This window comes from Massilia sp. Root335, assembly GCF_001425685.1.
Classification (GTDB): Bacteria; Pseudomonadota; Gammaproteobacteria; order Burkholderiales; family Burkholderiaceae_D; genus Telluria; species Telluria luteola.
In genome coordinates this window covers 94,318-108,287 of sequence record NZ_LMCY01000070.1, presented here as the reverse complement: position 1 = coordinate 108,287, position 13,970 = coordinate 94,318, and the positions used below count along the sequence as shown (strand labels likewise).

The window sequence follows — 13,970 nt, the reverse complement described above, 5'->3', positions numbered from 1 at the left end:
CGGCGGCCTGGTGTTCTCGATCATCCTGAAGTTCCTGCCGACGATGATGGACCTGCACTTCCTGGCGCCGATCGGCTTCGCCGTCGACAACGGCACGGGCGTGTACGAGATCCCGTTCCTGGACCGCATGTTCATCGTGTTCTGGCTGGTCGTCGCCGGCATGGTGCTGCTCAGCACCGTGTTCGCCCGCGGCAAAGTGAAGGCGCTGATCGTCGACACCAAGCTGTTCAAGGTCGACGGCGCGTTCGCCTTCGGCTCGGCCGTCATCTGCGTGGCGCTGGCCACGATCTATGGGATGTGGTGGTAACGATCCGCCGATCGTCGTAGGGCGGGCTCCCCGAGCCCGCGCGGACGTTCGCGTCACGCATACGCTACGCGTGGGCACAGGGTGCCCACCCTACGTACTGTAACCCGTCGTCCCCGCGCAGGCGGGGATCCAATCTTGCAAGCGTTTCGATGCGCGCAAAACTTGGGTCCCCGCCTCCGCGGGGACGACGTTTTTTACGTATATGAACTTCGTATATACACCACCAAAAATCCTAATGGTTGTGCATGCGACAACGCGACAGAATGCCGGTCAGTCGCCTGATTGGTTCGCTGCGCGCACCAACGACGACACACACCAATAAGTCTAAACGACAAAAGCAAGGAGATTACATGCAGCCAAAGACCCTGAGCGTACTCGTACGCTCGCTTTTCCCATTGTTCGTCCTCCCCGCCATGCCGGCGGCCTTCGCCCAGCAGGCGCCGCAGACCGCACCGGCCGAAACCGCCGCGGGCGGCGACACGGCCGTGCAGCAGGTCGTCGTCTCGGGCATCCGCGCGTCCGTGCGCAGCGCACTCTCCGTCAAGGAGAATTCCAACAGCATGGTCGAAGTGGTCGCTTCCGAAGACATCGGCAAGCTGCCCGACACCACCATCGCCGAATCGCTCGCGCGCCTGCCCGGCCTCGCTGCCGGTCTGGATCGCGGCAACGCGAGCCAGATCGTCGCGCGCGGCATGGGCGAGCGCTTCATCGGCGCCACGCTGAACGGCCGCGAACTGGCGTCGTCCGAGCCGAATCGCGCCGTGCGCTTCGAGCAGTTCCCGTCCGAGTCCCTGTCCGGCGCGATCGTCTACAAGACGCAGAACGCCGACCTCGTCGAAGGCGGCGTCGCGACGACGATCGACCTGCAGACCGTGCAGCCGCTGAAGTACCACGGCCGCCAGGCATCGATCAAGGCCGACGCGCTGTACTATCCGCTGGCGAAGGACGTCGACGCGCAGTCGGTGCGTCCGCGCCTGGGCGGCATCTGGATCGACCAGTTCGCGGACAGGACGATCGGCGCGGCGCTGGCGTTCAGCTACCAGAAGCAGCCGTCGATCGAGGAACGCAAGAACCACTGGGGCTTCAACGAAGACCATTCCGCCGACCTGAATGGCGACGGCAAGGTCGACAAGACCCCGTGGGGCTTCGAGGATGAACTCAAGCGCGGCACCAATGAACGCAGCAGCGTGCTGGGCAAGCTGGAATGGAAGGCCAGTCCGGACGCGCTGATCACGGCCGACCTGTACTTCGCCCGCGACAAGATCCGCGAGCCGAGCGTGCAGCACTGGACGGGCGACATCGGCAACTGGGACGGCTGGCAGACCGCGAATTACGCGAACGCCGACATCCGCAACGGCTACGTCGTCGGCGCGACCGTCAAGGACGTGGGCCTGTCGACGCACAGCACGCGCTGGATCCAGGACATGGACAACGTCGCCGGTGGCCTGAACGGCAAGTTCAACGTGGGGGACTGGAAGGTCGAGGCGGACGTCGCCACGTCGCGCGCGAGCCGCGCCAGCCAGTGGGCCGACGTGCGCAACACCACCGCGAACAACGGCACGCTGTCGTGGGCATTCACCGGCAACGAGCAGCAGTCGTATTCGTTCAGCGAAGACACCGGCAACCTGGCCAACTTCGGCGCGCCGCAGCTCTACATCGACAACGACGGCCATGTGCACGACCGCCTCGACTCGGCCCAGTTGAGCGCCGCCCTGCCGCTGGACCTGGGCCCGCTGAGCCGCATCAAGATCGGCGCGCGCTTCGCCGACCGCGAAAAGTCGTACCACCAGACCACGTGGAACATCTCGCCGGCGAACGCGGCGATCCCGGGATCGGCCTACACGACCATCAACGTGCCGGGCTACTTCCCCGCGCTGATGCTGAACGATTTCGAAGGCACCGTGTCCTCGACCTTCGGCGGCGGCGCCCTCGATCCGAGCGGCCGCACGCAGACGGCGAACGACCTGCTGGCAGGCTGGAAGGTCAAGGAACGCACGAGCGCCCTGTACGCGCAGGCCGACCTGGACGGCGAACTGTTCGGCCTCAGATACCGCGGCAACGCGGGCGTGCGTCTCGTGCACACGCACCAGACGGGCAGCGGCATGGAATCCGTCAACGGCGCGGCACCGACGCCGCTCGAAGGCGGCGCATCGTACACGAAGGCCCTGCCGAGCACGAACCTGATCTTCAGCCTCGACCAGGAACAGCAGCACCAGCTGCGCTTCTCGCTGGCCCGCGCCATGTCGCGCGCACCGATGGACGAGATGCGCGCGTCACGCCAGATTTCGATCGACACGACGCCGGGCTCGCAGCAACCGCTGACGGGCAGCGCCGGCAATCCGGGCCTGCTGCCGATGATGGCCAACCAGGCCGACCTGGCGTACCAGTGGTACTTCGACAAAGGCTCGCTGTTCTCGGCCGCCCTGTTCTACAAGCAGATCGGCAGCTACATCGGCATCACGACCGACAACACGACCATCGACGGCCGCCAGGCCGTGATCACGCGCTCCGTCAACGGCGAAGGCGGCTACGTGCGCGGCCTGGAGCTCGTGTACCAGCACGCGTTCACGCGCCTGCCGGCACCGTTCGACGGCCTCGGCGTCGCCGCGAACTGGTCGTACAACGAGAGCGACATCCACGAGTACACCAACAACTACCCGATGGAAGGCCTGATGCGCAACAACGGCGGCGTCACGCTGTGGTACGAGAAGAACGGCTTCGAGGCGCGCCTCTCGGCCAACTACCACAGCCCGTTCGTGCGCATGCCCAAGTGGACGGCCGGCTACATGGCGGAAAACGGCGAGGAGACGTACGTCACCGCGAACTTCTCGTACTACCTGACGCCGCAGCTGCAACTGCGCGTGGGCCTGGACAACATCACGAACCAGAAGGTCGTCTACACGCAGGCCGGCAACCAGTACAACCAGAACGTGATGGAATACGGCCGCCGCTACAACGTTGGCCTCGGCTACAAGTTCTGACGATGCCGACGATGCATACCACGCGACTGCGCGCCGCCCTGCTGCTGGCCTTCGCCGGCCCCGGCATGGCGTGCGCGGAACAACTCCTCAGCGTCGACGCGAGCGCGTCCGCGCCCGAACCGCGCACCGGCTACATCAAACTGGGCACGGCCATAAGCAAGGGCGGCCACACGCTCGGCATCAACAACCAGTACCTCACCCGCGACGGCAAACCGTGGCTGCCGGTGATGGGCGAATTCCATTATTCGCGCAGCCCGGCGGCCAGCTGGGATGCGGAACTCGCGAAGATGAAGTCAAGCGGCATCGACATCGTCGCCAGCTACGTCATCTGGAGCCACCACGAGGCCAGCGAAGGCCATTTCGACTGGTCGGGCAACCGCGACCTGCGCCGCTTCGTCCAGCTGGCCCACAAGCACGGCCTGTCGGTCGTCGTGCGCGTGGGCCCGTGGTCGCATGCGGAAGTGCGCTACGGCGGCTTCCCGGACTGGGTGGTCGACGCCATGCCGACCCGCGGCAACGACCCCACGTACCTGCATTACGTGGCGCGTTTCTACCGCGAGATCGGACGCCAGCTCGACGGCCTCCTGTACAAGCAGGGCGGCCCCGTGATCGGCGCGCAGATCGAGAACGAGTACAACCTGGCCGGCCCGGGCCACGGCGCGGAGCACATCCGCACGCTGAAGGGCCTGGCCGTGAAGGCGGGCATCGACGTGCCCTACTACACGGTCACGGGCTGGGACCAGACCCTGTACCCGTCGGGCGAAGTGACGCCGGTGTTCGGCGGCTATCCGGACGAACCGTGGGCGACCAGTACGAAGGAACTGCCGCCCAAGGAGACGTACGCCTTCCGCTTCGACACCCGCGTGAGCGGCGACCTCGGTGCCCAGACCCGCGCGAGCCACCAGGGCACCGCGGAGACGGACATGGACAAGACCCCGTTCCTCGGCGCGGAATACGGCGCGGGCCTGCCCGCGATGTACCGCCGTCGCACGCTGGTGTCCAGCGACGACATCGCGGCCATGCTGCCCGTGCAGCTGGGCTCCGGCGTCAACCTGATGGGCTACTACATGTTCCACGGCGGGAGGAATCCCGTGGGCGGCACGACGCTGGAAGAAAGTACGAAGAGCGGCGGCTACAACGACGTCCCCGCGATCAACTACGACTTCAACGCGCCGCTCGGGCCGGACGGCCAGCAGCGTCCCGTGCTGGCGGCGCTGCGGCCGTTCCACTGGTTCCTGCACGACTTCGGCGCGCGCCTGGCGCCGATGACCGTGCGCAGGCCCGACGTCGTGCCGAAGGATCCGGCCGACCTGGGCCCGCCGCGCTGGTCCGTCCGCAGCCGCGGCGATGCGGCGTTCCTGTTCTACGATGGCCACATCCGCCAGTACCCGACGCCGGCGCGTGCACAGGTCCGCTTCGGCATCAAGCTGCCCGGCGGGACGGTGACGCTGCCGCGCCATCCGGTCGACCTGCCGGCCGGCGCCTACTTCGCCTGGCCCGTCAACTTCGACATGGACGGCCAGCGCCTGACCTATGCGACGGCGCAGCCGCTGGCGAAGCTGGACGACGGCACGTGGGTGTTCGCCGCGCAGGACGGCGTGCCCGTCGAATTCGCGTTCGAAGATCGCGCCCGCGGCTGCGTGCGGGCCGGCCGCGCCCACGTCGACGAAACGGAAGGCGTGGTCGTCGACCGCATCGAGCCAGGCCTGGACGCGGCGTTCACGCTGCGCTGCCAGGGCCAGGCGCCGCTCACGGTGCTCGTGCTGTCGCAGGCACAGGCGCGCCAGGCGGCGCTGGGGACGTTCCAGGGCCGGCGCCGCCTCGTGCTCAGCGACGCGCAGGCGTACTTTACGGATGGCCGGCTCGTGCTGCGCAGCGCGGGCCAGCCGCACATCCGGGCGGCCGTCTACCCGCCGCTGGCGGCGTCGCCACAGGCCAGCAGCACGCTCGGGAGCGATGGGCGCGACGGCCTGTTCCAGGTGCTGGAAGCCGCGCTGCCGGCGCGCGAAGTGGCGGTGGCCGTCAAGCCGCTGCGCCCGGCCGGGACGGCGCGGCCGGTGCGCATCGGCGGCAACGCCAGGGCGGCGGTAGAGCCGGATCCGGAAGCGTTCGGCGCCTCGGCCGCATGGCAGCTGGACGTGGGCGCGGCCGGCCGGTCGAAGGACGTGGACAGCCTGCTGCTCGACATCGACTTCACGGGCGACGTGGCCCGGCTGTTCGACGGCACGCGCATGGTCGACGACTGGTATTACAACGGCCAGCGCTGGCAATTCGATCTGGCCAACCTGCCCGCGCAGCGCCAGGGACCGCTCACGTTGACCGTGCTGCCGCTGCGCGCGGACGCGCCCATCTACCTGCCGCGCGAGCACCGGCCCGACTTCGGCGGCAAGCCGCAGCTGGCCGAGGTGAACGCCGTGAAGGTGGTGCCGGTGTACCGGGTGGAGATCGGGAAGTAAGGCGAAGGCGCGCCTGTCGACAGGCGCGCCTTCGACACGTCAACGGCCGCTGTCGGCCATCCCGTCCACGTCCTGGAGCGCGAGGCCGCGCACCCCGGTCTGCCGCAGCGACGGCACGCCGGCGGCGCGGCCGAGCCGCACGTGATCGAAACGCGCGCCGGACACGTCGTCCAGCACGACGGCCGGCCGCGCATCCGGCGCCGCCGTCCGCAGGTCGGCGTGATGCACCTCGACGTTGCGCGCATGGCGGCAATACAGGCCGTACGCGGGCGTCGCGCCGAACATGCTGGGCTCCGGATAATGGTCCGGCTGCTCGGGCGGCACCCGCGCCGCGTCGGCGGCCGTGCCCCCGCCGCCGTACACGATGGTGATGTTCGACAGCCGCACGTCCTCGACCGGCGCCTCCGGCAGCCCGGCGACGATGGACGCATACGGCGCGTTCGCCTGCGACACGACGACGTTGCTGATGTTGACGCGCCGGATCGCACCGACGGGCGTGCCCGCGGGCGCGCGCATGCGCCGGCCCAGGCGGATGAACAGCGGGGCCGTCGTCAGGTCGCGCATGGCGAGGTTGTCGACGGTGACGTCCTCGATGACGGCGCCGTCCACGCTTTCGATGGCGAGGCCGCGGCAATGCTCGAACACGCAATTCGAAATCGCGATGTTGCGAAAGCCCCCGTTCGACTCGGTGCCCAGCTTGATGCGGCCGCATACGCCCTCTTCGTCCGGCGCCTTGACCTGCGTGGTCTTGAACGTGCCCTCGAGGTAGCTCCCCAGGTCGAAGCCGGACACCTGGCACCCGGTGATCGTCACGTGTTCCGTGAAGCGCGCGCGGCCCAGCGCGTAGGAACTCTTCAGGCAGATGGCGTCGTCGTTCGGCGTGTTCACGGCGCAGTCGCTGATGCGCACGTTGCGGCAGCAATCGATGTCGAAGCCGTCGCGCTCCGTGTCGACGGTGAGGTTCGCGATCGTCAGATTGTCGACGCCGGTCGCCAGCACGGCAAAGTGGCCGCACTTGAGCATCGAAAAGTCGCGCAGCAGCACATTGCGGCAATTCTTCAGCGCGATCGCCTTGTTTCCCTTGCCGTCCATCTCGGCGCCGAACACGGTGCCGGCGCGCGCTCGCTCGCCCATCGGGTCCTTGCCGCCGAGCGAGGACGGCATGTCGCCCGCCTTCATCGGCCGGTTGGCGCCCGGTCCGGAACGGGTCAGGCCGCGGCCCCAGATCCGGCCCGGCCCGAGGATCGCGACGTCTTCCAGGTTGTCGCCCCAGATCAGCGAGTTGTGCCAGTGGCTGTGGCCGAAGTCCTGGTAGGCGTCGTACGCGTTCGGCTCGGCCGGGTCGTAGCGGCCGGGGGCCTGGGCCGGATCGGCCGCGACGATCACGCTGCCCGCGTCGAGATACAGCGCGACGCGGCTTTGCAGCCGGATCGAAAAGCTCAGGTAGCGGCCGGCCGGAAAGCGCACCGTGCCGCCGCCCGCCGCACTGGCGGCCGCGATGGCGGCGTTGATGGCGTCCGTGTCGAGGGTCGTGCCGTCGCCGCGCGCGCCGAACGCGCGCACGTCGAAGCCCGCGGACGACGTGGCGGCAAAGGCGGGACCGAACGTGGAGGCGCAGGCGCCCGCGCCGAGGGCGAGCAGGAGACGGCGCCGGGCCGCGGCGGTGGGGGTCATCGGATATTCATTTTTCATGATACGCACAAACATAACACCGCCGCGCGGCACCGAACGCGCAAGTTGCTGAGCGGTTGGCAGGGTAATTTTCTTCAATACCGGCTCGGGGCCGGCCGCTATCGTCTGCCGCATCCCTCACCACGAAAGGAAACGCAGATGAGCATCATCGCCTCGATGGCGGCTTTCGCCCTCGCCACCTCCATTTCTCCCGGCCCCGTCAACGTCGTCGCCCTCGGCAGCGGCGCGCGCCACGGCTTTGCCGCCAGCCTGGCGCACGTCACCGGCGCCACGGCCGGCTTTTGCCTGCTGCTCGTGCTGGCCGGCCTCGGCCTGCACGAAGCCGTCGCCGCCTGGCCGCAGGTCACCGCCATCGTCCGCTGGGCCGGCGTCGCCTTCCTGCTCTACATGGCCTGGAAACTGGCGGCGGACACGGGCGAGCTGGGCGCCGGCCAGACCCCGGCGCGCCCGTCGCTGCTGCAGGGGGCCGCCATGCAGTGGCTGAGTCCCAAGGCGTGGCTGGCCGCGCTGGCGGGCATGGGCACGTACGCGTCCGACGGCGATGCGGCGGCCGTCCGGCTGTTCGCGCTGATTTATTTTATCGTGTGCTGGCTGTCGGTCGCCGCGTGGGCCTGGGCCGGCAGCCGCCTGCAGGGCTGCCTGCGCACGCCGCACCGGGTGCGCGTGTTCAACCGCACGATGGCCGGCATGCTCGTGATGAGCGTCATCTATCTGGCGGCAAGCTGAGACTCAATCGCGGTACTGGCCGGGCGTCGCGGCCGTCATGCGCTTGAAGACGCGCTGGAAATGGGCCTGGTCGGAAAAGCCCACGTCCAGCGCCACCTGGGCGATCGGCGCCCCGGCGCGCAGCCGCGCTTTCGCGTACTGGATGCGGCGGTTGGTCTGGTATTCGTGCGGCGCGACGCCGTAGCGCTTCTTGAACGCACGGATCAGGTAGGAGCCGGACAGGTGCGCGGCGGCGCACAGGTCCTGCAGCGGCAGGGCATGGGCGAAATGCGTATCGATGTAGCGCGCGACGCGTTCGACCTTCGGCGTGGCGGCGGCCTCCGGATGCCGTCCCGGTGCGAGCTCGCCGTCCAGCAGCGCGACGAAGTCGACGACGGCCGCCTCGCGCGCGGCCACGCCGCGCCGCGCATCCGTGAGCAGCGCGAGCAGCCGCACGCCGGCGTCGACGACATGCGGCGCACGCAGCGCCGCCAGGTCGTACGGTCGAAACGCACGATCCGCGTCGCCGCGCAGGCGCGCCTGCACGCGGCCCAGCCAGGCCGGATCGATATAAAACATCACGTACGACCACGGCGCGTCGCCCACCGGATTGCAGCCGTGGACGTCGCCCGGATTGACGACGACGACGGCGCCCCGCTCCACCACTTCCGCATGCGTCCCGTTGACGTAGGTGCTGCGGCCGCCCATGATGACGCCGATGGAATGCGTTTCGTGCCAGTGCCGCCCGTAATTCAGGCCGCGCCCGTCGGCCACGCATCGCGCTTCGATGAACGGCAGGGCGGGGTCGCGCCAGAAGGCCTGCTGCGCGCGCGGTCGGTCGGATCGGGTCATGGGCTCCATTCTAGCAGCGCCTCCGCCGTCATATCAGAAGACGATCCGGCTCCACTCGCCGCCGGCGGGGCCGTGCGAATATTCGATGCAGCCCGGTCCGCCCGGCTGCTCGGTCTGGATAAAGTAGAGACGCCCCCCGGCCGTACGCACGTCCGTGGCCGCAAACGTGCCCCGCACATGGGTCAGGTGACCATCGTAGAACCAGGCGCCGTCGGCACTGGCCGCCGCCAGCCCGCCGCGCCACGGCGCCAGCCCCATGAAGCGGGCGCCCTCCGCCTTCTCCACCAGCGCAAAACGGTCGCGTTCGCGCCTGAGCAATTCCCCACGATTCGTCACCGCGAACACCTCGCCCGTCGCGCGCAGCGCAACGATGCCGGTGACGATGGTGACGGCGTCGATCAGGTCCGGTGCGGGGACCACCGACCAGCGCCTGCCGTTCCAGTGCAGGATGGTGCCGCGGTATCCCACGGCATACACATCGTCCTGCGAAAAGCCGTGCACCTTGGTCAGGCTCGCGCCCGTCCCGGCATCGAATTCCCGCCACGCGCGGCCATTCCAGTGATAGACCGACCCGGACGCGGTCGCGAGGAACACCGCATCGTCCGCCGGGCACCAGACGGCGGTGACGTTCGGCGGCAGGCCGCAACCGGCCAGCGGCGGCAACCACATGGCCGTCCAGCGCAACCCGGCGTCGTGCACGTCGAAGGCGGGGCCGCCGGCAGGCCAGTTGACCTGCGCCGTCGTCCACACCGAGCCGTCGCTTCCGCCGAGCCAGAGATTGTGCCGCGGCGATTGCCACATCGCGGCCAACGGACTGCAGGTGCTCAGGACGGAGCGTGTCTCCCGGTCACCGCTCAGGCTGTGAAGGAGTAACTGTCCACCCGCGTTGAGCGGGTCCGACTCGCGATAGGCGGTGGTCAGGACGAACAGGCCGTGGTGTTCCGCGTAGGTCACCGACAGGCTGTTCCTGATCCAATCGTCTTCAGCCATGGATTCTCCGGTTAGATGTCTTTGTATATCTGGGCCTTGGTGACGACCTTGGGCGGCGCGCTGCCGCCCACGATGCCGTTCGCCAGATACGTTTGCGTACTCGCCTTGAGATTATTCTCGAAATGCGCCTGCATCTTGTAGCGAATCGCATACGCAGCCTGCTGCGCCGCGAGCACCTGCCTGTTCGCGATCTCCTGCGTGGTCAGGTTCGACACGTTACCCGCGTAGGTACGGTGCGCCGCGATCGACTCCGCCGTGACGGCCTGCATGAAATCGCACCACTGCCCGATCGTCGGATACTGCCCCTTTTTTGCGACCTCGTTGCAGAACGCCCGTTCGCGGTCGGTAAGGTATTTGTGCTCGGTGCCCGCCATCTGGTCGTCTTCGACCCAGTAGGTCAGGGCCTTGCCTTCCGAATACTTGCCCGCGCCGTGGACCGTGGCGCCGGAGCGCCCGGTGCCGGCGATGAAGCATGAATTGGGTATGAAATGCTCGGCCTGCACGTTTGCGGGTCGTACGCCCTTGCCGCCGGCAGCCCGGCTTTGCGAGTAGGTCAGCAGCTCGATCGGCGGCGAGAAGTCATTGAAGATGGATTCGTCGGGCGCCGGCAGCGTCGAGGCCAGGGGACAGGTCGCGATGATATCGGTCTCGTCCATCTTGCTGGTGAGCTTGTCGAAGCAGTTCAGGTCCAGAAGCGCGTTGTGCCCTGCCATCTGGCGCGCGCAGTAGGCGCAGGTATTACCGTTGCAGTTCGCGCAACTGGCCAGGTGGGCTTTGCAAAACGCGTGCTCGCAGACCGTACATTTCAGCACGCCCTTGCAGGCCGGGCAGGCCGCCGCCGCGCCGCCGCAATTGACCACGCTGCACGCCGCGGATGTCGTCGTGGTCGCTTGCCCGCATGTGGCGCAGAACGCCGCGCTCAAGCGTCATCCTCCAGCCAGGCGCCGTCGTCGCGGCCGAGCGCAATGTCGGTCCAGGGGATGGCCGCGTCGGCATGAAACAGCGCATGCACCCGCGCCTCCGGCGGCAACCGCAGGTCGGAGAGCAATGCCGCGCATGCCGGGTATCGATGGAAGGTCGGTCCGACCGCGAACTGGGTCACGACGAACAGGGCGGCGGCCCGGCCGTCGTTCACGCCCCATCGGCGTACCCGGCGCAAACCCCACTCGATGCGTTCCAGGATCACTGTGTCGGACAATTCGGCGACCACGGCCGGGTACTGCTCACGGAGAAACTGAAGGATGCCATCGATATAACGACGCCGACAGCTGTCGCGCACGCCCTGGATGGATCCATCGGACACTCTGAACAAAACGGCTCCCCTCCACGCTGATCGCCCTTGCCTGGGCTGCTTGAAACAGCAGGCTAACGAGCGCTGTCAGGCAGGTCAACCTCACAGGAGAACTAGGTGCGCCAGGCCAGCGCAAACGCTGCCGCGCGCGCGGCCAGCGCGTCCGGGGCCACGCCCGGCGCAAACAACTGGCCGCCGATCCCCGCCCCCGTCGCGCCGGCCGCCTTCCACGCGGGGATCTGCTCGGGCGTCACGCCGCCCACGGGCCACAACGGCGTCCCGGCGGGCAGCACGGATGTCAGCGCCTTCAGTCCGGCGGGGCCGATGGACTCGGCCGGGAACAGTTTCAGGGCATGCGCCCCCGCGTCCAGCGCCGCGAACGCCTCCGTCGGCGTGGCGACACCGGGCGCGCACAGCATGCCCGCCGCGCGCGCATGCGCGATCGCGGCCGGATTGCAGTTGGGCGCGACGAACAGGCGGCCGCCGGCCTGCGCGACGGCGTCGACGTCGGCCACGCTCAGCATCGTGCCGCCGCCGACGATGGCATCAAGCGGCGCCATGTCGACGAGGATGCGGATCGCGGCCAGCGCGCCCGGCCGGTTCAGCGGCACTTCGAGCAGGCGCCAGCCGGCGTCGAACAGCACGTGGCCGACGGTGGCGGCGTCCTTGGGGTCGAGGCCGCGCAGGATGGCGACGAGGGGCAGGTCAGGGAGATTCATGAGGGTATCCGGTCCAGGAAGCGCGCCAGCGCGGCGCAATACACGCGGTCCGGATCGAGCCCGGCGAGCGTCACGCCGAAATGGCCTGCCGCGCGCGCGTAGCGGGCCTGCAGCGCCGGCGACCCGATGCAGGTCAGCGGCGCGGCGCGCCCGGCCGCGACGAATTCCGCGCCGACGAGCAGGCCGCTCACGAACGACCGCGCCTGCGCGGCGGGCATGGCGCCCGTGACGACGCGGGCCCGCACGCCGAACAGCGCGTTCGACAGCGGCGCGCCAAGGCGGGCTTCGTCCAGGCCGGCGACGAAGGCCGCGTCGTCGTCGTCACCCGTCATCAGCGGCGCCAGCGTGCCGTGCGCGGACAGCGTCGCGAACAGCTCGCCCGTCATGAACGTGGCGATGCGGCGCATGATGCCGTCTTCGACGAGCACCCATTTGCTGTGCGTGCCGGGCAGGACGAACCAGCCGTCGCGCCGGCCCAGCGCCACGGCGCCCAGCAGCTGGGTTTCTTCGCCGCGCATCACGTCCACGTGTGCGCCGCGCTGGGCGTAGCCGGGCACGATCAGGCAGGGCCGCCCGGCGCGCGGGTCGTCGATGCAAACGAGGCAGTCCGGCAGCGCTTCCAGCGGCACGCCGATGTCGAGATAAGGGATGTCGCGCCAGCCCTGGGCGCTGCCCACCATGCCGGAGGCGACGACGGGAACGTCGGCATCGACGTCCATGGCCGCCAGCAGCCGTGCGAACGAACCGGCGAAATCGGGCCGCGCCGCCAGCATGCCCTGGTCGTCGGCCCGTTCGGCCAGGCGGGTGCCCGCCGCATCGACGAGGTAGGCGCGGCGGTTGCTCGTGCCCCAGTCGATGCCGAGCAGGCGGCGGGTCGAAGTCGGCGCGCAGGTATCCATGGCGCCATGCTACCCGCTATGCGCCGCGCCGACCCATCGCGTGTGCGCGCCCTGCTATCCCGATTTGATATACGTGACGCGCGCCGTCGGCTTGGGGCGCGTGGCCGTCTCGCGCAGCGCGCCCAGCATCGCTTCCGCCGCCGGCGACAGCTGGTGGTGGCGCCGGGTGATGATGCCGTAGACGTCCATGCGCAGGTTCAGCTCGTACGGCAGCACGGCCAGCAGGCCGTTGTCCAGATACGGCTTGACCAGTTCCACCGACATCGGCGCCACCATGTCGCTGCCCAGCAGCAGCGTCGTCACGACCGGCAGTTCGGCCGTCGACACCGTTTCCGCCGGCTGCTCCAGCCCCTGCGTGAGGAACAGCGACGCGATCCGGTCGCGCACCATGCTGCCGGCCGGCGGCACGATCCACGCCTGGCGCGCCAGGTCGGCCAGGTCGAGGCCGCGCGCGCCCAGCAGCGGGTGGCCGGCGCGCACGATCAGGCAGTGCGGCTCGTCGGTGATCGGCTCGAAATGGAATTCGTCGGCGATGGCGCCGTCGACGACGCGGCCGATCACGATGTCCAGGTCGCCCGCGCGCAGGTGCTCGACCAGCTGCTTGCTGCTGTTGACTTCGATCGACACGTTCAGGCGCGCATGCCGCGTCTTGAGCAGGGTGACGGCGGCGGGCACCAGCGTCGTCGACGGCGTCAGGATGGCGCCGACCGCGACCCGCCCGCGCAGGCCGGACATCAGTTCCATCACTTCCTGGTAGGCGGCGTCCATCTCCGCCAGCGAGGCGCCGGCGCGGCGGATCAGCACCTTGCCGTACCACGTCGGCTCGACGCCGCGCGGCAGGCGCTCGAACAGGGTGACGCCCAGCGCATGTTCCAGCTCGCCGAGCAGCTTCGACGCGGCCGGCTGGGTCAGGTTCGCGGCCTGGGCGGCCTGCATGATCGACCCGTGCCTGCCCAGTTCGACGAGCAGGACGAGGTGGCGCGTCTTGAGGTAGGCGCGGACGAAGCGGTCGGAACGGGGATCGGACATGGCGGTGCGGCGTGGGCCTCGTAAGTTTCCGTAATGATAGTTGCCCATC

11 protein-coding genes and 1 pseudogene are annotated in these 13,970 nt (G+C 68.9%); 4 read left to right on the top strand and 8 right to left on the bottom strand.

The genetic code is table 11. From position 1 onward, the window contains the following. The 3 genes and pseudogenes from ASC93_RS29285 to ASC93_RS29275 all read left to right on the top strand — a co-directional run. Positions 1-307 (top strand): annotated as a pseudogene (locus tag ASC93_RS29285) (sodium transporter); the annotation flags it as partial. Between the two features lie 350 nt (positions 308-657). Continuing rightward, positions 658-3,288 (top strand): TonB-dependent receptor, encoded by a 2,631-nt coding sequence (locus tag ASC93_RS29280; protein WP_056451198.1) that lies wholly within the window; start codon positions 658-660, stop codon positions 3,286-3,288. Between the two features lie 11 nt (positions 3,289-3,299). Further along, complete coding sequence (locus ASC93_RS29275; RefSeq protein ID WP_082548439.1) at positions 3,300-5,744, top strand: beta-galactosidase; 2,445 nt, start codon at positions 3,300-3,302, stop codon at positions 5,742-5,744. A 39-nt stretch (positions 5,745-5,783) separates the two neighbouring features. Here ASC93_RS29275 and ASC93_RS29270 read toward each other — a convergent pair whose 3' ends face one another. Next, positions 5,784-7,418 (bottom strand): glycoside hydrolase family 28 protein, encoded by a 1,635-nt coding sequence (locus ASC93_RS29270; RefSeq protein ID WP_082548437.1) that lies wholly within the window; start codon positions 7,416-7,418, stop codon positions 5,784-5,786. Positions 7,419-7,574: 156 nt separating this feature from the next. Between ASC93_RS29270 and ASC93_RS29265 the strand changes: the two genes are divergently transcribed. Beyond that, positions 7,575-8,162, top strand: coding sequence for a LysE family translocator (locus tag ASC93_RS29265; protein ID WP_056451195.1), 588 nt, complete (start codon positions 7,575-7,577; stop codon positions 8,160-8,162). Between the two features lie 3 nt (positions 8,163-8,165). Here ASC93_RS29265 and ASC93_RS29260 read toward each other — a convergent pair whose 3' ends face one another. The 7 genes from ASC93_RS29260 to ASC93_RS29230 all read right to left on the bottom strand — a co-directional run bounded on the left by ASC93_RS29260 (position 8,166) and on the right by ASC93_RS29230 (position 13,921). After that, on the bottom strand, positions 8,166-8,993 hold the full coding sequence (locus ASC93_RS29260) for an AraC family transcriptional regulator (protein WP_056451192.1): 828 nt from the start codon (positions 8,991-8,993) through the stop codon (positions 8,166-8,168). A 33-nt stretch (positions 8,994-9,026) separates the two neighbouring features. Next, the gene (locus ASC93_RS29255) at positions 9,027-9,983 is read right to left on the bottom strand and encodes a hypothetical protein (RefSeq protein WP_056451189.1); all 957 of its coding nucleotides are present in this window, start codon (positions 9,981-9,983) and stop codon (positions 9,027-9,029) included. An 11-nt stretch (positions 9,984-9,994) separates the two neighbouring features. Then, complete coding sequence (locus tag ASC93_RS29250) at positions 9,995-10,906, bottom strand: hypothetical protein (protein ID WP_056451186.1); 912 nt, start codon at positions 10,904-10,906, stop codon at positions 9,995-9,997. Next, positions 10,903-11,295, bottom strand: a complete 393-nt coding sequence (locus ASC93_RS29245) for a hypothetical protein (protein WP_056451183.1) — start codon at positions 11,293-11,295, stop codon at positions 10,903-10,905. Before ASC93_RS29245 ends, ASC93_RS29250 begins: the two co-directional genes overlap by 4 nt. A gap of 92 nt (positions 11,296-11,387) precedes the next feature. Next, positions 11,388-11,993, bottom strand: coding sequence for a 2-dehydro-3-deoxy-6-phosphogalactonate aldolase (locus tag ASC93_RS29240; RefSeq protein WP_056451180.1), 606 nt, complete (start codon positions 11,991-11,993; stop codon positions 11,388-11,390). Next, positions 11,990-12,892 (bottom strand): 2-dehydro-3-deoxygalactonokinase, encoded by a 903-nt coding sequence (locus ASC93_RS29235; RefSeq protein WP_056451177.1) that lies wholly within the window; start codon positions 12,890-12,892, stop codon positions 11,990-11,992. The genes ASC93_RS29240 and ASC93_RS29235 overlap by 4 nt, the downstream gene beginning before the upstream one ends. A gap of 54 nt (positions 12,893-12,946) precedes the next feature. Beyond that, positions 12,947-13,921, bottom strand: coding sequence for a LysR substrate-binding domain-containing protein (locus tag ASC93_RS29230; RefSeq protein WP_056451174.1), 975 nt, complete (start codon positions 13,919-13,921; stop codon positions 12,947-12,949). Positions 13,922-13,970: the final 49 nt, after the last annotated feature.